Annotated in this window: 20 protein-coding genes and 9 pseudogenes; 15 read left to right on the top strand and 14 right to left on the bottom strand. The window is 68.0% G+C overall.

All coding sequences use genetic code 11. The annotated features are described in order from the left end of the window. Positions 1 to 416: 416 nt before the first annotated feature. The 6 genes and pseudogenes from ACZ41I_RS07835 to ACZ41I_RS07810 all read right to left on the bottom strand — a co-directional run bounded on the left by ACZ41I_RS07835 (position 417) and on the right by ACZ41I_RS07810 (position 4,001). Complete coding sequence (locus tag ACZ41I_RS07835; protein ID WP_468513481.1) at positions 417 to 608, bottom strand: hypothetical protein; 192 nt, start codon at positions 606 to 608, stop codon at positions 417 to 419. Positions 609 to 1,003: 395 nt separating this feature from the next. Further along, a pseudogene (gene snpA, locus ACZ41I_RS07830) lies at positions 1,004 to 1,672 on the bottom strand (snapalysin); the annotation flags it as partial. Positions 1,673 to 2,560: 888 nt separating this feature from the next. Then, positions 2,561 to 2,743: a hypothetical protein gene (locus ACZ41I_RS07825; RefSeq protein WP_399775336.1), complete on the bottom strand. Its 183-nt coding sequence runs from the start codon at positions 2,741 to 2,743 to the stop codon at positions 2,561 to 2,563. 342 nt (positions 2,744 to 3,085) lie between these two features. Next, the gene (locus ACZ41I_RS07820) at positions 3,086 to 3,304 is read right to left on the bottom strand and encodes a hypothetical protein (protein WP_468513882.1); all 219 of its coding nucleotides are present in this window, start codon (positions 3,302 to 3,304) and stop codon (positions 3,086 to 3,088) included. Positions 3,305 to 3,339: 35 nt separating this feature from the next. Beyond that, positions 3,340 to 3,474 (bottom strand): annotated as a pseudogene (locus tag ACZ41I_RS07815) (helix-turn-helix domain-containing protein); the annotation flags it as partial. Positions 3,475 to 3,602: 128 nt separating this feature from the next. Beyond that, positions 3,603 to 4,001, bottom strand: a complete 399-nt coding sequence (locus tag ACZ41I_RS07810) for a VOC family protein (RefSeq protein ID WP_468513480.1) — start codon at positions 3,999 to 4,001, stop codon at positions 3,603 to 3,605. Between the two features lie 92 nt (positions 4,002 to 4,093). Between ACZ41I_RS07810 and ACZ41I_RS07805 the strand changes: the two genes are divergently transcribed. Beyond that, the gene (locus ACZ41I_RS07805) at positions 4,094 to 5,083 is read left to right on the top strand and encodes a helix-turn-helix transcriptional regulator (RefSeq protein ID WP_468513479.1); all 990 of its coding nucleotides are present in this window, start codon (positions 4,094 to 4,096) and stop codon (positions 5,081 to 5,083) included. 119 nt (positions 5,084 to 5,202) lie between these two features. Further along, positions 5,203 to 5,505: pseudogene (locus ACZ41I_RS07800) on the top strand (hypothetical protein); the annotation flags it as partial. A 65-nt stretch (positions 5,506 to 5,570) separates the two neighbouring features. On the opposite strand, the pseudogene ACZ41I_RS07795 reads toward ACZ41I_RS07800, so the two are convergent. Further along, positions 5,571 to 5,715: pseudogene (locus tag ACZ41I_RS07795) on the bottom strand (GNAT family N-acetyltransferase); the annotation flags it as partial. A 272-nt stretch (positions 5,716 to 5,987) separates the two neighbouring features. Between ACZ41I_RS07795 and ACZ41I_RS07790 the strand changes: the two are divergent. The 5 genes and pseudogenes from ACZ41I_RS07790 to ACZ41I_RS07770 all read left to right on the top strand — a co-directional run bounded on the left by ACZ41I_RS07790 (position 5,988) and on the right by ACZ41I_RS07770 (position 8,833). Continuing rightward, positions 5,988 to 7,013: a hypothetical protein gene (locus ACZ41I_RS07790; protein WP_468513478.1), complete on the top strand. Its 1,026-nt coding sequence runs from the start codon at positions 5,988 to 5,990 to the stop codon at positions 7,011 to 7,013. A gap of 497 nt (positions 7,014 to 7,510) precedes the next feature. After that, positions 7,511 to 7,669 carry a hypothetical protein gene (locus tag ACZ41I_RS07785; RefSeq protein WP_363220579.1) on the top strand — a complete coding sequence of 53 codons (159 nt, stop codon included), beginning with the start codon at positions 7,511 to 7,513 and terminating at the stop codon, positions 7,667 to 7,669. 103 nt (positions 7,670 to 7,772) lie between these two features. Continuing rightward, positions 7,773 to 8,102 (top strand): annotated as a pseudogene (locus ACZ41I_RS07780) (pre-toxin TG domain-containing protein); the annotation flags it as partial. A 61-nt stretch (positions 8,103 to 8,163) separates the two neighbouring features. Beyond that, entirely contained in the window at positions 8,164 to 8,502 is a 339-nt protein-coding gene (locus ACZ41I_RS07775) for a hypothetical protein (RefSeq protein WP_468513881.1), read from the top strand. Continuing rightward, positions 8,492 to 8,833, top strand: coding sequence for a hypothetical protein (locus ACZ41I_RS07770; protein WP_468513477.1), 342 nt, complete (start codon positions 8,492 to 8,494; stop codon positions 8,831 to 8,833). Before ACZ41I_RS07775 ends, ACZ41I_RS07770 begins: the two co-directional genes overlap by 11 nt. 659 nt (positions 8,834 to 9,492) lie before the next feature. Here ACZ41I_RS07770 and ACZ41I_RS07765 read toward each other — a convergent pair. Beyond that, positions 9,493 to 9,759, bottom strand: coding sequence for a hypothetical protein (locus ACZ41I_RS07765; protein WP_468513476.1), 267 nt, complete (start codon positions 9,757 to 9,759; stop codon positions 9,493 to 9,495). A 292-nt stretch (positions 9,760 to 10,051) separates the two neighbouring features. Beyond that, positions 10,052 to 10,375 carry an LppU/SCO3897 family protein gene (locus ACZ41I_RS07760; protein WP_363220577.1) on the bottom strand — a complete coding sequence of 108 codons (324 nt, stop codon included), beginning with the start codon at positions 10,373 to 10,375 and terminating at the stop codon, positions 10,052 to 10,054. Positions 10,376 to 10,980: 605 nt separating this feature from the next. Between ACZ41I_RS07760 and ACZ41I_RS07755 the strand changes: the two are divergent. Then, positions 10,981 to 11,592: pseudogene (locus ACZ41I_RS07755) on the top strand (IS5 family transposase); the annotation flags it as partial. On the opposite strand, the gene ACZ41I_RS07750 reads toward ACZ41I_RS07755, so the two are convergent. Next, the gene (locus tag ACZ41I_RS07750; protein ID WP_468513475.1) at positions 11,592 to 12,758 is read right to left on the bottom strand and encodes an FAD-dependent oxidoreductase; all 1,167 of its coding nucleotides are present in this window, start codon (positions 12,756 to 12,758) and stop codon (positions 11,592 to 11,594) included. The pseudogene ACZ41I_RS07755 and the gene ACZ41I_RS07750 sit on opposite strands and share 1 nt — an antisense overlap. A 258-nt stretch (positions 12,759 to 13,016) precedes the next feature. On the opposite strand from ACZ41I_RS07750, the gene ACZ41I_RS07745 reads away from it, so the two are divergent. The 7 genes and pseudogenes from ACZ41I_RS07745 to ACZ41I_RS07715 all read left to right on the top strand — a co-directional run. Further along, on the top strand, positions 13,017 to 13,610 hold the full coding sequence (locus ACZ41I_RS07745; RefSeq protein ID WP_363220697.1) for a TetR/AcrR family transcriptional regulator: 594 nt from the start codon (positions 13,017 to 13,019) through the stop codon (positions 13,608 to 13,610). A 620-nt stretch (positions 13,611 to 14,230) separates the two neighbouring features. Beyond that, the gene (locus tag ACZ41I_RS07740) at positions 14,231 to 14,521 is read left to right on the top strand and encodes a site-specific integrase (protein ID WP_468513474.1); all 291 of its coding nucleotides are present in this window, start codon (positions 14,231 to 14,233) and stop codon (positions 14,519 to 14,521) included. A 388-nt stretch (positions 14,522 to 14,909) separates the two neighbouring features. Next, the gene (locus tag ACZ41I_RS07735; protein WP_468513473.1) at positions 14,910 to 15,386 is read left to right on the top strand and encodes a hypothetical protein; all 477 of its coding nucleotides are present in this window, start codon (positions 14,910 to 14,912) and stop codon (positions 15,384 to 15,386) included. Between the two features lie 935 nt (positions 15,387 to 16,321). Then, positions 16,322 to 16,984, top strand: a complete 663-nt coding sequence (locus ACZ41I_RS07730) for a hypothetical protein (RefSeq protein WP_468513472.1) — start codon at positions 16,322 to 16,324, stop codon at positions 16,982 to 16,984. Positions 16,985 to 17,300: 316 nt separating this feature from the next. Then, positions 17,301 to 17,732: pseudogene (locus ACZ41I_RS07725) on the top strand (transposase); the annotation flags it as partial. Positions 17,733 to 17,740: 8 nt separating this feature from the next. Next, positions 17,741 to 18,067: a hypothetical protein gene (locus tag ACZ41I_RS07720; RefSeq protein WP_468513471.1), complete on the top strand. Its 327-nt coding sequence runs from the start codon at positions 17,741 to 17,743 to the stop codon at positions 18,065 to 18,067. A 9-nt stretch (positions 18,068 to 18,076) separates the two neighbouring features. Beyond that, positions 18,077 to 18,235: pseudogene (locus tag ACZ41I_RS07715) on the top strand (LexA family protein); the annotation flags it as partial. A gap of 577 nt (positions 18,236 to 18,812) precedes the next feature. On the opposite strand, the gene ACZ41I_RS07710 reads toward ACZ41I_RS07715, so the two are convergent. The 4 genes and pseudogenes from ACZ41I_RS07710 to ACZ41I_RS07695 form a co-directional block, all read right to left on the bottom strand. Then, positions 18,813 to 19,508 (bottom strand): hypothetical protein, encoded by a 696-nt coding sequence (locus ACZ41I_RS07710; protein ID WP_468513470.1) that lies wholly within the window; start codon positions 19,506 to 19,508, stop codon positions 18,813 to 18,815. Positions 19,509 to 20,014: 506 nt separating this feature from the next. After that, a complete protein-coding gene (locus ACZ41I_RS07705; protein ID WP_468513469.1) occupies positions 20,015 to 20,155 on the bottom strand; it encodes a hypothetical protein in 141 nt (46 codons plus the stop codon). Positions 20,156 to 20,983: 828 nt separating this feature from the next. Beyond that, positions 20,984 to 21,301, bottom strand: a pseudogene (locus ACZ41I_RS07700) (IS110 family transposase); the annotation flags it as partial. A 283-nt stretch (positions 21,302 to 21,584) separates the two neighbouring features. Continuing rightward, positions 21,585 to 22,181 carry a hypothetical protein gene (locus ACZ41I_RS07695; RefSeq protein ID WP_468513468.1) on the bottom strand — a complete coding sequence of 199 codons (597 nt, stop codon included), beginning with the start codon at positions 22,179 to 22,181 and terminating at the stop codon, positions 21,585 to 21,587. Positions 22,182 to 22,330 lie beyond the last annotated feature (149 nt).

Raw genomic sequence — 22,330 nt, 5'->3', positions numbered from 1 at the left:
GCTAGGAACGCCTTCGGGTTGGCCTCGCGTGGTCGCCGACCAGGGCTGCGTGTGCGGCGGGAGATGTCGGCGACGTACGCCTTGTGGTCGTAGCGGCTGTAGGAGCCGCCCCTGACAAGCTTCCTGTTCGGGGGCGGCGTCGGGGCCGGATTGCGCTTCGCGCGGACGGCCTGGTCTCCGCCGCGACGCGAGCAACCGCTTCGTCAACGCATGTCTCGGCAGCGACGACCCACTTGTGCGGGTGCTTGTTGACGGTGGCGGAATGGAACGAGGACTCGTCGGTCATGTGCAGGTCTGTCCCACGAAGGTTCGGCCCCGCTCCAAGGCCGTGGTCATTCCGGGAGACGTGACAGCGTTCAGTCCGTTACGTCAACTCCCGGGTGCGGCCACGAGCGGCGGCCGCACCCGGGGAAGCATCAGGCCGTGAGATCCGCGGGCAGTTCGGCCTCCATGACGCCCGCTTCGGTGCAGGCGGTCCCACCTATGGCGAGGGCCTGCCGGCCGACCAGGACGCGTGTCCGGGCGGTCGGCCGTACCTGGTCGAGGAGCTGGAGCGCCGGCCGTACGCGCACCGTGGCACGCGCGTCGCGGCCCACCAGTTCTTCCACCGCGTCGGCTTCCAGGCTCTGCGCGTCCTACACGCCACCGACGGGCAACATCAAAGTCCCGTCCAGGTCGGCGACGACGAGCCAGTCCGGTTGGACCGGGACCAGGAGCGCGAGGCCAACCACCGGCGGTCGCCGCGTTCTACGATCCACCGATGCCGGCAGAGGCCATGGGAGTTGCGTAACCATCGTCGTGGCAGGGTCCTTGGCAGTGTTCGGGGTGTGCGGACTTCTGGGTGATCTGCTGTTGCCGTGAATCAGCCAACATGGATCACGACGGGCGCGGGTGCCGGCGCGGTGATCGCAGGCGTGCTGGGGGCCTGGGCATCGCCGCTGATCGGTTCCTCGCCTTCACTGGTGACACCGCCTGCGAGCGGGCCGGTGGTTTTGGGTGGGCGTGCCGTGTCCGGGGCCTGTGCGAGTCCGGTGGCCCACAACTGGTCGACACGCGAGCGCTCGGTGGCGTTCGGGTAGCGGTCGGTGCAGGACGGGCCGGCGCTGCCGCCCGACATCAGCTCACTGCAGGGCCCGCCGTAGTCGTCCGGCAGGCCGAGCACGTGCCCGGTCTCGTGGGTGACGACGCGGACCGAGTCGTACTGCTGGTTCTGGGTGTAGTCGAGGAAGACGTAGCCGCTTCCGTGGCCGTTGGTGGAGGTGTAAGAACCTCGCGGGTCGTTCCCCTCGCGGTAGGAGAAGTCGGCACCACCGGTTGACGCCTCCTGGAGCTTGACGTTGGACTCGGAGCTGTTCCAGATCGAGGCCGCGCTCGCTATCTGCGAACGGAAGCTCGGTGCCTGGGAGGCGTTGTAGTAGACAGTCACCGACTGCGCGTTCGGCTGGGCGGCACGCTTCTCGGCGACGGACTTGAGCACGGCCTCGAAGAACGCCTTGTTGTCCGCGGCCTCCTCAAGCGACCCGGTGTACTGCGCCACGGAGGTACCCGTGGCGCGGGAGGGGGTGTCGGCCGTCTGGGCGCTGGCCGGCACCGCCGCGCCCAGCGCGTTGGATGCCAGACCCAGGCCGAGAGCGAGGGCGAGGAGTCTCGCGGACGTTCGGGACGACTTCATGTGGGGGGCTCCTACTCACTCGCTGACGCCGAGCGCCCGGTGTGGGTCGACTCTGTGTGAACACCGGTTCCGAACTGCGGCGACGTCCTGTGGGTCGTCATTCTTAGAACGGCTCGACAGGGAGCGCAAAGGGTCCCCGCCACTACGTCGCCTCGTAGGTACCGGGGCCTTTCCAGGGCAGCGCACGGGCCTCGGGTCCGCACATGGCGGGCAGGACGGAAAGCTGTCGCAGCGTCAGAAGCCTTACATCACGCGGCAACGGGCGTGCGGCAGACCGGGGGAATCCCAAGACGCACGGCGGGATTCACATCTGACCCAAGACGGACAAATACTCGAATATCTGCCATGTCGCCTCTACTAAGCGTGCCGGTTTGTGGGCGGGGCACTGTGACCGACGCCATAGAACATGAGCTTCCGCTTCTTTCGCGCCCCACCGACCCCGGGGCGCCCCAGGAGAGTCATACTCGGCGCCGGGTGGCATCCCTCGCCGCTGAGCGTCGCCGCTCCGTCCTGATCAGGGCGGAGGCCGGGCCCGGCGAGCGGCGGGGGGGCGATGAGTTCCGCGCCCGTCTTCAGCGACGTGCGCGCCGCACCCGGCTGCTTGCTCGTGCCTCTGCGTGGAGGTGCAGGGGAATGGACTGCCGTGGTGGGGTCGCGGTGCCGTGGACCGTGCAGCCGTCGTCTGTGGAGGTGATGGAGCGGTGGGCCGTCGTGAGCGTGGGGTTGTGCGGGCACGGGCTGCCGGTGCGTTTCCTGCCCGGGTGCATCGAATTGGGAGGCGGGGCCGGTTGGGGCGTTCACGGCGGTGCGGAAGGGGTCGCCTGGGAATCGTAGTGTCAGGCCGCCATTGTCGGTTGATTTATGGCTAATGTCCGATTCGGCATCGGTTCAGGGTCCGGCGGCGGTGATCCACCGGAATACGTCGACGTGGATCGCGATATGGGTGACGATGGCTCTCGGCCGGCGAATGGTGATCTGATCGAGTGTGTTCAGCGGCCTGGCACGGAGGACTGCAAAGAGCAGCAGGCGGCTCATCAGCGCGGACTCAGGTGTGGTCACCGTGACCGACACGGCCGGCAACACCTACCGGCCGGCCGGGCAGATCAACGACCACGGCGACAGGCCGTAGCTTCCTGTACACGGCGCACAGGCGCCCAGGCCTGCTACTAGCCCGGCCGCCGGGAGAGCCAACGGAGCGTGAGCGTGTGGTGGCGATGGCGGGGATCGCCACCACACGTACGTGGCGACTCATAGTCCCCGGAGCAGACGCCAGCGTCTGCCGCATCCTCCCATTGATCAACTTCCCGCCGTCGAAACCGCGGGTGCTCTGACCCACCGTCTCGTATCCCTTGACGGACTGGGAGTCCAGGATCACCGCCACGGTGCGGGGATTGAGACCGTCGTGAACACGGATCAGCTGGGGTGCAGCTCGGCATGGATGCGCGCCAGGTCGCCACTCGCCTCGGTGGCTGCGCGTCGCTCGGTGGATCGAGGTCCCCGGAGCTGGTTGATTCCTCGCCTCACCAGGATGCGGTGGAGGGTCGTCGGCGCGAGTGTGACGCCGTGCAGCCGTTGTAGGTCGTCGGCGAGCCGGGCCGGTCCGTGGTTGGTCTGCTGTCGCAGCGCCTCCACCAGGTCGGTGATGCTCTCATGGGTGCGGGTGGGCGGGAGGAGTGGTCGAGCAGTCCATTCTCGCCGAGCGCGCGCCAGCTGGCGTACCACTTGACCAGGCGGCGGCGGGAGATTCCGGCTTCCGCAGCGACGTGTGCTATCTCACGTCCGGCGTCGATCCGCCGGCACAAGCGCAGACGTCCTTCGGGGTCGGCGGCGCGTCCGATGTCCCCTGCTGGTGGCGTTCTTGGATTCGGCGGCCGCGTTCATCGGGAGCCCTGGGGTCTCCGGGCTCCCGCGTGAGCGGCTGTGCGTGGCGTCAGCGTGCGAACTTTTCGATGGCCGCCGGGGTGACGGGGGTGAAGAAGTTCACGAGGTTGCCGTCGGGGTCGCGGAACAGCAGCGACCGGTTGCCCCAGGGCATCGTGGTGGGCTCGTTGACGAAGTCGGTGACGAAGCCGGACAGGTTCTGGTGAACGCGGTCCACGTCGTCGACGAGGAACTCGGTGATCACGCTGTGGTTGTCCGCCGGGCGGGCAGAGCCCGGGGCGAACAGCGGGACGGTGCGAGTGCCGGCGATCGCGAGGGTGGCGCCCGGGGTCTTGAGTTCGGCGAAGTCTTCGGTGGCCCACGTCGCCCGCGCCCCGGTGGCTCGCTCGTAGAACTCGACGAGGCGCGCTACGTCGCTGGTGATGATGCGGATCGAGACGAAGTCCATGGGGATCTCCTTGGCTGTGTGAAGGCGTGCACGTCGCAGGCTAGGAGAAATAGTGGACAGAATCGGTCCTGTATTCGCGCTATGTTGTGCACATGCCTCGACCCACTGGCCGCGTGCTGACACTCCTGGAGCTGCTGCAGTCGGGCGGCACCCGGACGGTGGCGGAACTCGCAGACCGGCTCGGCGTCGAAGGGCGCACCGTGCGGCGGTATGTGCACCAGCTGATCGACCTGGACGTGCCCGTGGAATCGGTGCGCGGCCGCTACGGCGGGTACCGGCTCGCCCCCGGGTACCGCTTGCCTCCGCTCATGCTCAGCGACGACGAGGCGCTGGCCGTACTGCTCGGCCTGGTCGCCGGCCGCCGGGCAGGGCTGACGACGACGCAGCACACGGCAAACGAGACTGCATCGGCCAAGATCCGGCGGGTGCTGCCCAAGCACATCGCCCGCCGACTCGACACACTCCTGGAATCCCTCGCCTTCACGGAGCAGCCCGGAGAGTTCGACACCCCGGACGCCGGGGTCCTGCTCACCTTCGCCGATGCGGTGCGCCACCGCCGACCGGTCTCGATCCGTTACACCGACCGCGACGGACGGCGCAGCGAACGCACACTGCACGCGTACGGAATCGTCACCCATGCGGGCCGGTGGTACGTCACGGGCACGGACGTCCGGATCGGCGAGGACCGAACCTTCCGGCTCGATCGCATCACAGACGCGAGGACCCTGCCCGGCTCATTCGAAGCGCCGACGGGGCCCGGTCCGGCACAGCGGGTGTTGTCAGGGTTCGCCACGGCTGAGTACCAGCATGAGGTGACCTTGCGGATCCACGCGACTGCTGAGCAGATCCGCGCTCATCTTCCCGCCAGCGTCGCGAGACTGGAAGAGCACGGCCCCGCGGCAGGCGAGGACCGGGCAACCGAGCGCTGGCTGCGCGTCGAGCTGCGAGCGGAGCGGCTCGACTGGTTGCCTCCGGTACTCGCCTCACTCGACCGGCCGTTCGTCATCGAGCGCCCCGATGAACTACGCGACCTCGTCACCGAGTTCGCCGATCGCCTCGCGTCCTACGCCCGCCAAACCTGACAGCGAGGAACCAATGTCATGAGATGGCACAACCAGCCTCGTCCGCCGCGAGGCTGTCAGGCTTCTTGCGCGGCCTGCCCCGTCCGATCCGCGGGACGCGAACCTTCTCCAACACGAACTTGATCATCCCCTCCCGCGACTACCGCCGCACCGTGGTCGGCCCACGCCACGCGCCCCCTCGTCGACCACCTCGTCGAAGCCGCCGACGATGTCGTGGTCATGTCGCACGAGACGGCGGACCGTGCTGCCTACGATGCCGCCAACGCCGCCCTCCTGGAACACGCCGATCGACTCGTGGCCGTCTGGAACGGGAGCCGCCCAGCGGAAAGGGCGGGGGCACGGCGGACGTGGTCCTCCGGGCACGGGCGCAGGGACCGCCCGTGGACGTGGTGTGGCCGGACGAGGCCCGTCGGACCGGCTGACCACGAGGCCCGGACGTCTGCCGGAAGAACCGCGCCCACGTGCGCCGCCGAGGAATCCGCTGCACCATCCCGCCGCGTGTCTGCTGTTCGTCACGGACGCTGCCGTCACGGATCCACCGCATGACCTCGGGGCCGGCATTGACGGCGGCCCATGGGCGCAACGTCTTCCTCGCGCCAGCGACGCAGGATCAGACGGGGAGTCTCAAGCATGAGACGTCGTATCCCGGCGACGCTGAGGGGGATGACGCTCCAGACGCGCGGTGTCGACTCATGGGCGCCCGGCTGCTGGGGTGTCGTCGGGATGCACCGAGACCGGCAGCCCGCCCCCCGAGCAGGCCTCGCGTCCGTTTCCTCATGCCGCATCCCGTTCATAATCGGCGTTCCGCGGCGCGGGTGACAACGGGGTGGGTAGTCTCGTCCGGGACTTCGCCGGGCAGAATCCGGTGCAGTCGTTACGTCCCGTCGGGGGAGGGGATGACCCCATGTCCGGAACGAAGCCAGGCAGCTTCCACGGGGAAACCGGAGCGCGGGCCGTCGTCCTGCGGCTGTGGCGCAACATCGGCTGCTTCGGGCTCTTCAACCTCGCGCTGCTGCTGTTCATCGCTGGGCTGGTCGCCGACGGCGGCCCCATCCTCCTCCCGTTACTGTTATTGACGCTCTTCACGGTCGGCGTGCTCAGGATGGTGTGGCTGCTGCGCTTCACACTGCGCATCCGCATCAAGGAGATCGGCGAAGTCGTACCGGACCTGGTCGCCTCCGGCGCGCGGTACTGCTTGATCCTGCGCCCGTTCGGGTCCGCCGGGCACATCATCGTGCGCAGCGGCAGGGGACGGCGGTCCCTGGCCCTGGGCGGGATGAAGGTCACCTCCACCATGGAGCAGGTGATCTCGAAAGCCTGGTCCGACGCGTTCGGCTCCCAGGCGTACGCGGTGGTCGACCCCGGCCTCGCCCTGGCCCCCGGCGGCCTCGTCTACATGCGGGCCGCGCACACGGCTTGGAAGGAACCGGTCGGCCGGCTCATCGAGGCCGCACACTCCATCGTCCTGATCCTGCCGCCGCACCAGGAGATCCGCAGGTCCACGTGGTGGGAGGTGCGCAAGATCATGGAACTCCAGCGCCTGGAGCGCCTCACGGTGGTCCTGCCCCCGTATGACGTGAAGGGAAGCGGGCACGCGCAGGCGAAAAGAGAGCTGTGCAAGCTCCTTGCGGTGGTGGAGGATCCGCTGTGCCTAGTCCACCTCGCCGAGGGCACCGATCCCGCCATCAACAGCGAACGTGTCAACTACTACGAGAGGAAACTGCTGCCGGCCAAGACGCTGGGCGTGCATTTCTTCAGGAACCAGGGCGGCGTCTTCCAGCACCGCGACGACGGGCCCGTCCTGTTCAGCTTCAGCACGGGGGTCGACCGCAGGTCCCTGATCCTGCGCAGGAAGAGCAAGGTCAGCGAATCCACCTATCGGCCGCTGTTGCTCGCGGCCTACCGGTCGGATGCGGAAGAACTGCCCTGAAAGGGCATCGGACCGGGAAATGTCGTACGACCGCGTACTCGACGTACAGCGATGTGGCCACGACAACACCCGGCAGGGTTGGCTGAAGCCGCGGGAGCCAGCGACGGCGCAAGGGAGCAGCCAGGTGGGCATTGATGACCTTGACCGCCACGACTCCAAAGGTAGCGCTTTCTGCGGCACGGACGGTTCCGAGGAGCCGGTGAAAATTGTCTGGCGTTTGACATGGGGAATTGGCTGACCGTCGACAGGCGTCCGAGGTCGAGGCAGTGGTCGCGGGCAGGTGCACGCCCTGGCGCAGGCTGGAGCACAGGAGGCGGCGCATCGGTGTGCCACTGCTCGCCCAGGGTGGTTAAGGGCCCGCCTGGTGGAATGTTGCCAGGCGCGCGGTGCCCAGCGGTGGCCTTGTGCGTCCTGCTTGTTCCGGGGCTGCGACAATCTCCCGCTCCTCGAAATGGTCCAGTGACTCGAGGAGTTCGAGGGCAAGGCTGTTGCGGCCGGTGTCGGCACCGCGCTGTTCCTCTACGGAACGCAGTCAGACCGCCAAGCCGCACCTCCGCCATCTGGCCACCAGCATCGCCAAGGCCGACAAGCTCATGGGTACGACGAGCAGTTCGCTCTTCATCCTGAGCGAACTCACCGTCATCGCGGGCGACTAACTACGACATCCCACCGACGCAACCGGACAAGCCCATCAAGCCGGTCAAGCCCGGCATCGACTGGCACAAGGAGCTCAGGGAGCTCAACGCTGCCTTCGACAAGATGAACGAGGGCACCGCCCAGGCCAACCGCGGTATGAAGGCGGCCAACAAGTCCGTACCAAGGATCGAGAAGGGGACGGAGAAGCTCCGCGAAGTCCCGGACATCGACTTCGGCTTTTCCCACATGGGCGACACGTGGGGATCCCAGCAGCAGCGCCGGATGGCCCTGACTCTGGACCTGATGCCGGGCATCGGCGACGGCAAGGGCACCGTGGAGGCCCTGACCGGCAAGGACCTCGTCACCGGCGAGAAGCTCAGCGGGCAAGAACGCGCGGCAGGTTCGCTCGCCGTCCTTCGCTGGCTCAAGACCGGCGGCAAGGTCCTGACTGCCGACGCCGTCCGTAAGGGGGGGACTCGAGCAGTGGACCGACGCCTCCGATCCGCGGCCCGGCATGAAGCTGCGCACCGATGCGGGCGCATTCGTCCGGGTCGTGGCGGTGGACTCGTGGACCGCTCCGCAGCAGAAGGTCCACAACATCATGGTCGCCGGTGTCCACACCTTCCACGTCCTGGTCGGCAGCACCCCGGTTCCGGTGCATGATGCCAGCCCCTGCAACCTGATCACATCGGCCATCGGCCACGACGCCCAGCCGACGAAGATGGCGCATCAGGCCGGCAAGAATCAGGCGGTGCAACGGGACCTGGACAGCCGGTTCGAGCAGCTGTCGCGTGGAAACATGAACCCGGGACTCAAGGTGATCGCGAGGTTGAAGCAGCTCTATGGCAAGTGACATGTCCGACCCGCTGCACGTCGTCGAGGACGACCGGTTCACTGCCGTCTTCATGTTCGGCACAGAAGACCGGGTCGAGGACGTCGAGAACGTCGACGCCGAGCTCCGTCTCCCCGACGGCACCCGCTGGAGTGCCACCTTCATGACGCCCCGGGAGATCACGAAGGTGCTGGACCGCTGGCGGGAGACCGGGGAGTACGGGGGAGGCGCCTTCTTCCAGTGCCCGGACCTCGTCGTCATCCCCACCGGTGGCGTTCAGGCCATGGTGGACGCGTTCCGCGCGATTCTCGACGACGGGGGACCTGAAGGGACGCTGCCCGAACTGAGCTGAGGGGCCCTGGCATAACGGGAACAGGAGTTGCTGATGCGGAGCCCGGTCGACGTCGGTCGACTGGGCTCCGCTCGGCGCGGCCGCCAGCTCCACCACAACGACAAGGACCCGGCAGCCTACTGACAGCCCCTCATGGCGGAGCAGAAAGTCAAGGGAACCGCTCAGTACATTTCCTGGCCCGGCGAAGGATCCTCATGGCCGGCAGCTCGACCTGAACGCGTTCGGGGAGGCTCTCCGCGACGCCTTCCCCGAGGTCGGAAACCCGCCCGAGGAGGGTCACCCGGACCGTCTGGACATCTGGGTACTGACGGCGGACGGGACCGAGTTCGACGGCTTCGCGGACACGAGACCCGGGACACCGTCGCCCTGCGCGGTAACACGGTCGCAGAGGTGGCCCAATTTCATTGCCTGGCTGCGGGACTCGTACGTCCCCTCGCCACGCCTGATCTCGCCACACCTGATCCGTTCCACCTCCGAAGCGGCGTTCGCACGCGGCATCGAGACTGACTGGTGTATCCCCGCCATCGGCGGGGTTGAGCAGATCGAGGAGGAACTGCGACAGCATCTGCTGGTCGTAGCCGGCGGTTGAGCTACGCGGGCAGCAATTGCCCTACTGCCGGGCCGTGACCTGTTCGTCAGGCCCGCTCACATGCGTACGGCTACGACGGGCCGGGTCGCTGCATCCCTGGCGCCTCGGCGACGTCCTCGGAGAAGCTCTCGTAGGGCAGGCCGGACTTCTCCACGATCCTGCGGACGTGCTCCGCCCCGGTGCGGGGTAGGACATGGAGGATGCTGGCCTCCAGGCGTGTGAGGCGGCGCAGGAACTGCTCCATGGCGACGCGGGCGTCGGGCCGCCGGATCTGCTGGCAGACGAAGGCGTACTTCGACGCCCAGTCCTCCAGGTCATTCCACTCCAGTTGCGTCACCTGCCCTGCTGGTGGCGACTCGCCCGCGTAGTCGTTGCCGTGCAGGCCCCAGGGGCGCAGGCGGTGATGCCGGGCGTGGGAGGGGCTTCGGTGGGCCCAGAGGAAGGATGTGTCCGCTGTCCCGTGGTTCCGGGTCCACGACGACGGATCCGGGGGTCAGATCATAGGCGTGGGCGAGTCATCTGCGGCCTTCTCCACCTCGCCGGAGTGGTTGGCCCCGGGCACGAGCAGCACCTGCCCGCACGGCCGACGCCCGCTCCTCGGAACGGCGGCCGCGAACGGGATCAGAGGCTCAGAGCTTGGTGAAGCACATCGTGTGGCCCAGGCCCCGGCGGGTGACCTTGATGCCGTAGTCGTACTGGGACCCGCATTGCTGGCCCGCGACCACCAGGTCGCCCATCTTGTACTCAGCCTCGGGAGAGTCACAGTCGACGACCGTCGGTACCGGACTGCCCTGAGGGTCCTCGACCTTGACGCAGTCGCCGATGGCGGGATTGTGCGATGCTGCCTCGGCCTCCTTCTTCGCCTTGCCGCCGTGGGGGTCGGTGTTGTAGTCCCAGACCCAGTAGCCGAGGGCGCCGAACACGGCTATGACGATGACGGCGGACTTCAGCATCCGCCCCAGACCGCCCGGCTGCGGTCGCTGCCCTCCACGGAGAGGCTGCGGTTGCTGCGGGTGCCCATGGGGGGCCTGTGGCTGCTGCGGGTACCCGTAGGGCTGCTGCGGCTGCCCGTACGGCGGCTGATTCTGATACTGCGGTGGAGGTGTCGACATGCCTGCGGTTCCCCGTTGCTGAGTGTCGGATCTGATCAATGCGAGCGTGAGACTACCCTTCGGGATCGCACGGTCGCCAACCACGGTCACACAGGCCGAACTTCCCCTCGACTGCGCCTGTACGAAGCGCTCGTCACCGCCGTCCTCGCCTGGCCGTCCCGAGGCCTCGCCCCCAGCGATGCCGCGGGTGGAGTTCTGCTTCACCTGCTGGCCGTGCGGTCCCGTCACCCCTCCGCCGTGTCTGCGCTGCGGTTCATGCCGCCTGTACCACGCCACAGGATTGTGAGAGCACTGTCATCCGTCCGCGATCCCACCGCCGAACTCGTGCACCGACTGCCTGGCCTGGGGTGCCACCCGGAACCTGGGCCGGCTCTGTACGGGCTGCGCGTACTGGTGCCGTAAGGACTGGGATCAGCATGAGGTGCTCGCCGCTCGCGAATGACGGGATGTCAGTTGGCCTTGTACTCGCGAGACAGAGGGTGGGTACGGCCAAGACGCATGGTGGGAGCAAGCCGTGGCTGGTCGAGGACGGTCTGTGGGAGCGGATCGGACCGCTGCTTCCAGTGGTCGGGCGGAGCTTTCGGTATCCGGGGCGCCGGGGGATCGATGATCGCCGGGTGCTGTGCGGGATCTTGTTCGTGCTGTACACCGGCATCCCGTGGCGGCATCTACCCAAGAGCTATTGGCGGCGGCTGCGGGACTGGAAACGAAGCCGGGGTCCGGCAGCGTCTGCACGAGTTGCTGCTCGTCGAACTGCGGCCGGCCGGGATGCTGGACTTCTCCCGGGCCGCCGTCGACTCTTCGCACGTGCGCGCGTTGAAGTGCGGCTCGGCCTCCGGACGTTCCCCGCTGGACCGCGGCAAGATCGGCAGCAAGCACCACGTGATTGTCGAAGCACACGGTATTCCTCTGGTGGTGACTCTGACCGGGGGAACCGCAACGACGTCACAGAGATGACCCCACCGATTCAGGCCGTTCCGCCGATCCGTGGCAGGAGCGGCCAACCGCTGCGCCGCCCGACGCGCGTCCATGCCGACCGTGGCTACGACCACGACGTCTAGCGTGACCGGGTCCGCTTCCAAGGCTGGGCGTCGTTGTCGCCGCCGACGTTGGGTACGTTGGCGGACAGCAGGTGTTCGGTGCCATGTTCGAGGGCTTTGGCCGTCTCGGCGGAGCGGGGGAGCATGGTCTTCTCGTAGGTGCGGATGGCGTCGTCGACAGTGGCTGCGTTCGCGAGGGCGAGGGCGAGTTCGCTGGCGTCAAGCATGGCGAGGTTGACGCCGACGCCGAGCGGGGGCATGAGGTGGGCGGCGTCGCCGAGCAGGGTCACCGTCGGGTTGTGGTCCCAGGTGTGCGGGACGGGGAGGGCGAGGATCGGGCGGTGGACGTAGGGGCCGTCGTTTTCGGTGATCATCTGGCGCATGCGGGGCGACCAGTGGGCGTACTCGTCGCGTAGCACGGCGCGGATGCCATCGGTGTCCTCGGCGGTCAGCCCCTTGGAGCTGATCCAGTCGACCGGAACGCGCTGGATGATGTAGACGCGGATGTGGTTTCCACTGTTGCGCTGGGCGAACAGGCTGCGTTCGCCATCAGCTGCGTGGGCGCTGCCCGGGCCGACCAGCTTGGCAATCTCGGGGTGTCGGTTGTCGACGTCGGAGAACCGTGCTTCCAGGAAGCTGATCCCGGTGTACTCGGGGACGGCGGGGGATACGGCCGGGCGTACCCGGGAGAAGGCGCCGTCGGCGCCGATGACCAGGTCGGTCTCGATGCTCGTGCCGTCGGCGAAGTGCAATTGCCGCGGCCCATCGGCGGGTCCGCTGATCGTCTCGAGGGAGCGGCCCCAGTGCACAGTTCCCGGCTGTAGGGAGTCGAGCAGCAGGTCGCGCAGCTGGCCGCGGTCGATTTCCGGCTTGAAGAGCTCATCGGCCGCCGGGACTTGGTGGGACGTGATCGCGCCGGATGGGTCCATCTGGCGCATTTCCTGCCCTTCGGGACGGGCGAGGGAGAAGAATTCGTCGAGCAGGCCGGCTTCGCGCAGGGCGACCTGGCCGTCGTCGGCGTGCAGGTCGAGGGTGCCGCCCTGGTTGCGAGAGTCGCGGCCCGGGTCGCGGTCGTAGACGGTGACCGCGATGCCGCGCCGCTGGAGGATGCGTGCGCAGGTCAGTCCGCCGGGTCCGGCGCCGATGATGCTGATGCTGGCGTTGGCGGGTTCTGGGGACTTCATGGTTGTTCCTTTCGGTCGGCGACGAGGAGTCATTGGGCGAACAGGAGGGGCGGCGGCACTCAGAGGTCGCCTCGGTCATGGAGGTGCCTCGCGCGTCCCCTTGATGGACGGGACGGCAACGGGTGGTGCGGTGCGGACGATGACCGTTCCGGCACGGACGTGCCGCTCAGGTGCTCACAACCTCATAAAATCAGAACAAGCAAAAAAGTGCAACGACTCTACTTTGAGAGGGGATCGACTATCGGATAGGCTCCAGTCATGACCGTGCCCCCCGTCAGTCGCCGAGACCGCAAGAAGGCAGCCACCCGGCAGGCAATCGCCGACGCCGCACTGCAGCTCTTTCTGGAGCATGGCTACGATCAAGTTGGCATCCGTGACATCGCCGACGCCGCCGACGTGTCGACCGCTACGGTGTTCAAGCACTTCAGCGGTAAGGAAGCGCTGGTATTCGACCAGGACCAGGACCGTGAGTCGGAACTGATCGCCGCGGTGCGGGAGCGACCCCGCGGTCAGAGCATCCTCGACGCCCTCCGACAGCACGTCCTCGACACATGGCCCTCGATCGAGGCACACCCTCAGGCGGCCGCGTTCACCAACCTGGTGGAGTCCACGCCGGTGCTGCGCGCGTACGCCGAACGCATGTGGACCCGGTACACCGACAGCCTCAGCGCAGCCATCGCCGACGAGGTCGGCGTGGACCACGACGACCTCGCCTGTATGACTCTTGCTCGATTCGTACTCGACATCCCGGCCCTCACTCGCGGTCGGCAAGACCGCCGAGCCGCCGTCGAGGCAATCTTCGACATCCTCACACGCGGCTGGGAACCGCCCAGTAAGCCGCCTGCCCCGTAGTCCCCAGTCCCCACCCGCGGCGTGGGTGGAGCAGTTCACGCATGAGTACGCGATCCGCAGCAGCTGGAGCCGTGACCTGACCTGGCGGGTCCGTACAGGCGTCAATATCGTCTTCGGCTTCCTCCAGCCTCGGGCGCCGCCCTCACCGTCGACGATGTCGCCGTGCTGATGGAGGTCAACCTGCCCCACGGGCATGTGACGGTCATCCTCAAGACAGCCGGCCTGCTCACCTGCGGCCGCGCCCCCGCCGTCCTCGCCTGGGCGGAGCAGCAGATCACGGCGTTGCCCGCCGCCATGGCCGGCGGGGTCCGCGCTTGGCCGGCCATCGTGCACGAGGGCAGCAACGTCTCGCCGCCGGGCCATCCCCGATCTGAGTCCACCATCCCCTTTCACCTGCGCTGGGCCCTGCCCGCTCTGGCCCAACGGGTTGCCGACGGCAAGACATCCCCGCGCGAGATCACCCCCGCCGACGTCCGCTCCGCGCTCCCGTCGGCCGGCGCCGCCCGTAGCCGGATGGGCCAGGGACTCCGCTCGCTCTTCCGCGTCCTGAAAGCCCGCCGCCTGGTGTTCACCAACCCGGCCAGCCAGGTCAGGACTGGTTTTCCGACCCCACCACCCCGATGCCCCTGCAGGTCGAGCGCATCCGCGCCGCCCTCGACTTCGCCGACCCGGCCCGGGCGCTGCTGTGCGCCCTGATCGCCTTCCACGGGCTGACCGCCCGCCAGATCCAGGGCCTGCAGCGCACCGATGTCCGTGACGGCCACCTCGATGTCGACGGCCGAATGCTCCCGCTCGCGGCCCCTGTCCGCCGGTACCTGACCGCCTACCTTGACCACCGCCGCCGACACTGGCCCACCACTGCCAGCCCCCACCTGTTCATCCACTTCCGCAGCGCCACCACTGCTTGCTGACGCCGGACAGCGGACGGCGGGAGGCACCGCAGGCGATGGACCGGTCACGCCGTAGTCGCTCTCCCAGCGAGGCTTCCCCGGGGCTCCCACCAGGGGCGGGGCCGTTCACGCACCAGCACCGGCTGCGGCCGCGTCGGTGGCCCGCGAGCGGCTGATGCTGCTAGGCCTGCCTGCCGTCGCCCGGTTCCGCCTGGCGCGAGCTGGGCGCCGTGCGTCTGGCCGCGCCTGATGACGAACTGGCGGTACTTGCCCGGGACTTCCTCACCCGTTGCCGTTTCCGTTGCGGTGTCGTGGGCGTCGGAAGGCGTTGACGGTCCGAGCACGGGGCCGCGCGGGTACGGGTACCAACGCCCATGCGTGCTCGCGGCAGGCCGTCCATACTGGTTCGATGACCTCGTCACCACGGCGTTTTCGCGATCCGGGCAGGAAGCCCTACGACTTTCTTGTGGACGCCGTCCTGGTCCACTGCCCCGGCTGCGGAGGTCAGGCCCTGATCGCTCGGCTCTCGTCCGAGACGTATTGGTGGTCACCGCGTCGGCTGACCTGCGCTGGGTGCGGTCTGTCGCGCATGAACCATGGCAAGGTCCTGCCCTTCGCCGGGCGCGTGGCTGAGCCGACGGATCCGTGGTTTGGTCTCCCGCTGTTGTTGAAGGCTCGCACCCGGCACGGGTACGTGTGGGCGTACAACCGTGAACACCTGACGCTGATACAGCAGTTCGTGGAAGCCACCCTGCGCGAACGTGCGCCCTGGTACGGAATGAACGTGAAGGTGACGGCGGTTGCCCGGCTTCCGCGATGGATGGTCAAGGCCGGTAACCGAGACGAGATCCTGCGCGCCCTCAGCCGCGCGGCCACAGCACGCTGACGTTCACGTTCGTCGCCAGTGAACTGCCCACCCGCCAACGCGAACCCAGCGACATCCGCGGCGCCCTGTGGGCGGCCCGGCAGGGGCCTGAATGCCCTGCGGCCTCGGGTGCGGCGGCCAGGGGCGCGTGTGGTGACCAGACAGTGCGGCTCGGGGCCCAGGAGTGTTCCATTGCGTCCGCGGCGAGATGGGCCGGTGCGGGCCCCCCAGGGACGGGACACCTGTCCCCCGGGGGCCGACCGTTCCGGGGGCACGGCGGGGTGCTGCGCCTGGGATTGACTCGGTGCCGCTCAGCCGGCCGCCCGGGCCCTGCCAGGGGGCGGTCTTCGCCTCTGTCGAAGCCCCCGCCCGTGGCCACACCGAAGCCGACCACCGGCCGGCCCGTGCGCTTCACGGTGGATTCACGGATGAGCAGGTTCGCCTGATCTTCAGGTGGGGGCCCGGTCGCGCAGGTGTGTATGCCGATCTGCTGCAGCGCATCGTTGACCAGTTGGAAACGCTCAGTTCCGTGAGACGGCCGGCTCATGAGGCGGCCCTGCGGCACCGGGCCGGCACTCCAGGGCGGCACTCGAGCACCCGGGTCCCGTCAGGGGCCCGGTCCCGGTGCCCGTGTGAAGCCCCCGACAGGGGGCTTTCCCATGTCGGCCAACGGCCCGGCCCCACTGGAGTCGGTGTTGTACGGCGTCTGTGGACGTGGCGGCCGCCGCGCCGAGCACGACGACCCACTGAGGGAAGCCGGCAGCAGACCGGAACGCCCTGAGCTGCCGCGCTGATCATGCATCATTGAAAATCCCCACCCCTCTTGAGGATGGGACGGACCTGCTCGCTGAGATCCCCCACCCACCCGTCGCCGTGACGCACACCCACCTTCATGCGGTCCTGGCCGGTGCGGCACAATCGCGGTCAACTGGGCGGGCAACGGTGGGGATGGGAACGTGGGGCTTTTTGGCTCGCGAAGCCGACGCAAGGGCATACCGAACGAGCCGGCGCTACTGGCTGCGGCTGCTGAGAACCCTGGTGGCAGCGTCGCCGAGATCGACCCGACGTATATCGACGACCCGAACGGCTACGTACCTCCCGAGGCGATCCGCGGCGCGTGGTTGGTGGACAGCAGCGGGAACCTGACAGGTGAGTACCAGGAGAATCCCTGTCACGGGGTGCCACAGGACGACTTCAGCAAGCTCACTGATCCTGATCACTGGCTTGGCTGGCTCGGCGATGATCCCGCGACCGCCGTCCGCAAGGGCATTGAGGAGTCCTTGCGCGCCCAGGTGGCAGACGCAGTGGTCGAGTGGGTCAAGATCCTTGAAACGCCCCGATTTCTCACCGGTGGGCGTCGGCATTCTGAGGACGAACAGGTCATGTTGGTCACCCGCGCGGCACTCGCCGCGCCGTTTGCGTTGTCCGTGCGCACCGCGCAGCACGGGCGTTCCATCCTCCTGGGGGTGTTCTCCTGGGCGGCGGTGAACCTCTCACCGCCCGGAGTCCGCAAGGATAGGCACTGGTTCGACCTGGGCGTCGGGCTGGACTGGGCCGGTGAACGCCTTCAAGGGCGGATCTACGAGATGGACGGCGAGGACGGCACCACCGAGCGGTAGAGCGGCAATGCCACGCCGTACCGGCGCCTCGGACCGGATGCACGACGCCGTAGGCGCCCTTGACGGGGAGAGGCCGTCCGAACCCTCAACTGGCGGGCGAATCCGCCCCCTCCGTTCACAGTGCACCAACTGGGGAACGCGAGCAGCCCTGGGGAGTTTCAGGGCTCCGTCCGCAGTTCCGTGAATCCCCAGGTCAGCGAGGTGAGCGAGGGATCGTTTCGGCAGAGTATGTCTCGGCATGGTGAGCACGACGGTCGAGGCTGTGCTGCTTCCCGGGATCGATGTGCGTGTGGAACGCGTCAGCGACTCCTCCGACCTCCTTGTGGTGGAGGCGGTGTCTCCCGCTCGCCCCGGCCGGTGCCCAGCCAATCTGCATGACTGCCAAGCCTTGATACCGCTGATGCGTGGCATTCCGCCGATCCGTTCCCGCCGTGGCCCCCGGCGACGGCGTCCAGCCAGGTTGCACGCCGACAAGGGCTACGAATTCGGGCACCTGCGCGCCTGGCTGCGGCGGCGGCAGGTTGTGCCGGGCATCGCTCGTCGCAGCATCGATGCCTCCGACCGGCTGGATCGGCACCGCTGGGTGGTTGAACGCACCCTGTCGTGGCTCACTGGCTGCCGCCGGCTCCATCGCCGCTACGAGCGCAAGGCCGAGCACTTCCTCGCCTTCGTCGAGATCGCCGGCGCGCTGATCTGCTGTCGACGGTGCCCCAAACCGCGTGACACCACGGAGACGGCTGCACGATGATCAGTGCCGTGAACGCAGTTGATGAGTCCGAAGTCGTGGTGGCCCGCTTGTGGCAGGAATTCATGAGTGAGCCGTGGCCCGCCCGGCTGAACGGTGCCGAGTTGGCCGGCATCGACCTCGTGACGCTCGATGCCGACCTCGCCGGGTGCGTGGACACGTGGTTGAACAATGGCGGTCTCCTCGACGCGCGGCGCATCAGGACCCTGAACCGGCGCATCCGCGAGCTGGAGCAGGTCCTGCCACACCTAACCGAGGAAGACGCACCTCGAAGGTGGCAGCACCTGCACCAACTGGCTCAACGCGTCTCAGACGACACTCCGTACCCCACCAACTGAGACATCCTCATAGTCGCCGCGCTCTTGGAGGACGAGGCCTCCGTCAAGGTACTGCGCCGGCAGGACGGGCGAGTGTGGCTCATGCCCCGCAACCCGGCCTACGAGCCGATCCCCGGCGACCAGGCGCAGATTCCCGGCAAGGTCGTCAGCGTCCTCCGCGTCCCCTGAACAGCCCGGCCTGCAGCGCCGCTACGTGCCCCAGTGGTGGATGAACAGCATCAACGCCACGGATGCCGACACCTGGCGAGCGATCCCGCCGACCGGACCGGAGCTCCGACTCGGCGCCCCCGACGACCCACTGGTGCAAGAAGTCGCCAAAGCAGGCACGTCTGCTGCAGGCCAGCCGCGTCGGCTACCGAAAGCGCGACACCCTGTACGAGGCATACGTCCCCGACGGCACACTTTTCGGAGGGCAATCGCTTCCACCGATCCGCGGTCCGAACCCGGAGGTGAGCAGCCGCGCCAACCTTCTCCTTGGCCGCGGCAGCGGCATGCGCGTCCGCCCAGGCCGGAACGAAGAATTCGACCAGTTGCACACCGACTACTTCGGCCGTCTGGGACCGACAGCGCATGTATGCTGCCGCCGTCCTCGCTCTGCAGCGGGCCCGAACCTGGCGCCGCCTCGCGGGAACGAAGTTGCCATGTTGCTGCGGCGACTTCATCCACCCACCGAGCGCTCTAAGGACGGGCGCGACACTGTGGCCAACAACAAGCCGGGCCTCTCAACCCATAAGAGGGCGACGGGCTACGTCATCAATTCGATGTGGGGATGCTCGGGTGCCGCCGGGCAGACGTAGAGCTGCTGCCTGTAGCCGCTGCCGATCTGGACCGCGGTGGGCTGGTTGGGGTCGAAGTGCTCCGATCCGGAGGGCGGTTCAGCATCTGGGTCCTCGGACGGGGACCAACTGCGCCCCTCGTCGTCCCCTTCTTCGAACGTGGCGATGGTCAGCAGGACTTCCATCTCAGTGCCGCATTCGGGGCAGGGCCGCGGAATGGGGTCAGTGGAGTCCCAGGCGGGCCAGCCGCCGACCTTCCAGCCAGGCGCACTGGACAGCACGCAGTCGTAGTACGTCCACGGGTCCATGTCCTCCTCGGCTGCCTCCGGCACACTCCACTGCCTGAGCTGCTCCTGCAGTTCCGCACTCAGCTCCAGATGGTCGGGGTATTCAGTGACCTGCTCCGGGTGGAGCAGGCACGGCTCGGGCAGGTAGGAGTCGAACTGCATCGCGGGCGGTTCGGGGGGCGTTGTGAGGATGTCGGTGATGGTGACTGCCGACCGCCAGAACAGCACGGTCCTCGGCATGATCGGATGATCGAAGGGACACCACAGAATCTGCAGCAGGTCCGCCCCTTCAGGCGTGCGCAGATCGGGCACATCCCGTGCGTACAGTTGCGCGACGGGCAGCATCGCTATGGAACCGTCGTACGGCTGGACCGCCACCCTCACCGGATATGTCCGAGGGGGTCGGATTCGCTCAAGGGTCTCTCGTTCCTGCGGGGTCAGGCTCCTGCCGCGCGAGGCGGCACGGATTTGTCGTTCCAGCCGTACATCAGCTGGGGACAGGGCCGGGTTCATCCCGTCCACCACATGGGGGCCCTCGCAGTGGGGCCACGGCTCGTCGGCGGGCCACAGCAGAGGCCCGCCGATCGAGCTGTCCCACCACGTCGGTGCCCCGGGGCGGGGATGCAAACGGGTCGCCGTGCGTGCCAGCGGGGCCAGTTGAGGAAAAATCGCGGCAACATCGAGTGGCCGGGGCGGAGTGACAGGAGTGCCATTCATAGCCACGATCTTGCCAACTGCCTCTGACAACGGCTCTCGCAGCCTCCCCAGGCAGTACTCTCCAACCGCTCCATAGCTGTCTTGGCCTGCACTTCTCAGGTTCTCGAAACTCACCTACAAAGCCAGCCACGGGTGTGCCGGCAGCCGCTGACGTTGCCGCCGGTACTTCAGAGAAGGTCGACGTACAGCTTGTGCACAAGCTGGGCGCCGCAGCCGCCCAGCGGAATCCCGCACCAGAACGTGTCGTGGGCATGCACGCGGCGGAGCCCACCCAGTTCCATGGCCTCGGTCCGCAGTATGACAGGCACGTCCGAGTGTCCGGATGCTGACCCGAGTGAACCCTCCAAGGCGGCTCGTGGCTCGCCGGACCGTCATGGCCTACTGAAGGAGGGGCGGTTGTCACAACGAGCGCGCCTGGGGCTGTACGATCTGCGGCGGGCAAGTCGCGCACGCCTCTCGCCGTTCACTGGCGCCCACGCCGCAGGTGATCTATCGGCCAAGACGCCTCACGTTGCTGTGCCGTCAAGTTGGTCGACCGTGAGGGCCGGGGTCTTCGTACAGAGCCGACCGCGCTTGGAGAGAATCCCGGCATGGTGATGGCACGGCACTGGTACTCCTCGTCGCCCGTCGTGGACGGGCACCCACTCCTGGACGAGCCGGGCTTCTGGCCTGCGTACTTGGTGGATCTGGCCGAGGGGTTCGCGCCGGAGGCCTTCGGATCGGACGCCGGCGACGCGGACGCCATGCTGGACACGCTCCACGACCCGTCGGCGTGGCCCATGTTCACGGTGCCACTGGCCGGCGGTTTCGCGATCGTCGTGCACTTCAACAGCGGCGAGGAGTTCACGACCACGGACTACTTCCTCACGCGTCCCGACTGGAGCCAGGATCTCGTCCTGTCCAGCGACGATCAGGATCGCATCGGCCCTGGCCTGTGCTGGCTCGAGCTCGCCGCCCTGGTGGAGGCACCACCGGGTGCGGCGGGCGTCACCGACTCTCATGCCCGTCTTCTCCTTCTTCTGCCTGTTCTCGGCGACGCGGCGGTTCCGGAGGAGGCCGTGACGTCGGTGGTCGAGGCTCTGGTCGCTCAGGGTGCGCCCGAGGCGAGCGATGCATTGGCCAGACGCGGTGACAACGGCCTCGGCGGGAGGAGCCCCGAAGGCGAGCGATTCGTCGTAGGCCGTGCCTTGCCTCAGGCAGTAGTAGAGCTGTCCGATCATGCGGTGGAAAAGGTTCCGTTGGGCGGCCGCGTGCCAGTCGCCTTGTCCGCGCCGGAGCCGGTAGTGGGCGTTCGCCCCGGTGGACGCCCGGAGTGAGGCTAAGGTCCAGAGGTAGCCAGCATGGCTGAGCCGGTCGTTCTTCACCCACCGTCTGGTGATGGCGGACTTCTTGCCAGAGGCACGGGTGATGGGTGAGGAGCCGGCGTAGACCTTCAGCCCGCGGGCGTCGGCGAAGTGCAGGACCCGGATACCGGAGACGACCGGAGTGATCGCCACCCAAGGGACGTCGCGCTGCCGGCCGCCGGACTGATGGTTGCCGCGGTCGTCGGTGGCGTTCTTGTATTCGTGGCCGTAGATCAGGTGCCGGCCGGTGCGGCTGGAGTCGTCGGGTTCCGGGTCGGGACAGCAGCCGCGGCGAAGCCCGAGCACTTCTCCCAGACGCACCCTGGTGAGGTAGGCGATGACGATGAAGTACGCGGTGACCAGCAGCCGGATCAGTCCGGGTGTCTCGGCGAAGTCAAGGGCCGACCGGCGTGGGCAGGGGACAGGGCCCGGGGTGCTGCACGGCCGTGGCCACCAGACCGCGGCGCGCAACGTACAGGGCGACCTGGTGGCGGGAGGCGCCAGTGATGCCGCCGATGTAGTACCGGGCGAGCCCGTACCCCTCCTGTTGGCCCTTGAGCCGTACGGCGGGCAGCGTGCCCGGGCGGCGACCAAAGGATCCAGACGGGCCTCCAGCGCCGTCTGGCCGGCCGGGGTGCTGGGGTTCGTCCTGTCCGGCCTCCGCCAAGCGCTGGGTGTCGGCGAAGCCGACGAGGATGTCCTGGGCGAAGTCGTCGACCATGCGCAGGGCCCAGACGAGCAGCGGTCCCATGGTCTCCTCGGCCGGCACCTCGCTGGTGTTCTCCCCGCTGCCACTGGAGGAGGCGGCTGGCAGGAAGTCGTCGGCGCCCAGTTCGTGCCAGGGCGGCAGGGCGATGCCCGTGGGGCGGGCGGAGAGCTGGTCGAACGCCCAGAGCCGGTGAGAGTACCGAGGATCTCCAGCACGCGGTCCCGGCTGGCCCCGGCTGCGAGCAAGTGTTGGTCGTAGGCGTCCCAGACGGCGGTCGTGCACTCGGCGAGCGAGGTCAGGCCGCGCTCATCCAGCCAGGCTGCCAGACACATCCACTGCCGTACGGCTTCGGTGAGGTCGTTCACGCTGATACGGGCCCGCAGTCGGCGGGCCCGTTCGGACGGGAACGTGGGCCGCAGGCCGGTACGGTC

It is taken from the genome of Streptomyces sp. NPDC030799 (assembly GCF_055572255.1).
Note: the sequence above shows the minus strand (reverse complement) of the source record. Positions and strands in the feature narration are given on the sequence as shown.

Bases quoted from the DNA above. Each gene is read 5' to 3' on its own strand.
- ACZ41I_RS07775 (WP_468513881.1), top strand. From the start codon at position 8,164: ATGAAGCTGCGCACCGATGCGGGCGCATTCGTCCGGGTCGTGGCGGTG.
- ACZ41I_RS07735 (WP_468513473.1), top strand. From the start codon at position 14,910: ATGACCTCGTCACCACGGCGTTTTCGCGATCCGGGCAGGAAGCCCTAC.
- ACZ41I_RS07750 (WP_468513475.1), bottom strand. From the start codon at position 12,758: ATGAAGTCCCCAGAACCCGCCAACGCCAGCATCAGCATCATCGGCGCC.
- ACZ41I_RS07790 (WP_468513478.1), top strand. From the start codon at position 5,988: ATGTCCGGAACGAAGCCAGGCAGCTTCCACGGGGAAACCGGAGCGCGG.
- ACZ41I_RS07740 (WP_468513474.1), top strand. From the start codon at position 14,231: ATGCCCCTGCAGGTCGAGCGCATCCGCGCCGCCCTCGACTTCGCCGAC.
- ACZ41I_RS07760 (WP_363220577.1), bottom strand. From the start codon at position 10,375: ATGCTGAAGTCCGCCGTCATCGTCATAGCCGTGTTCGGCGCCCTCGGC.
- ACZ41I_RS07770 (WP_468513477.1), top strand. From the start codon at position 8,492: ATGGCAAGTGACATGTCCGACCCGCTGCACGTCGTCGAGGACGACCGG.
- ACZ41I_RS07810 (WP_468513480.1), bottom strand. From the start codon at position 4,001: ATGGACTTCGTCTCGATCCGCATCATCACCAGCGACGTAGCGCGCCTC.
- ACZ41I_RS07745 (WP_363220697.1), top strand. From the start codon at position 13,017: ATGACCGTGCCCCCCGTCAGTCGCCGAGACCGCAAGAAGGCAGCCACC.
- ACZ41I_RS07805 (WP_468513479.1), top strand. From the start codon at position 4,094: ATGCCTCGACCCACTGGCCGCGTGCTGACACTCCTGGAGCTGCTGCAG.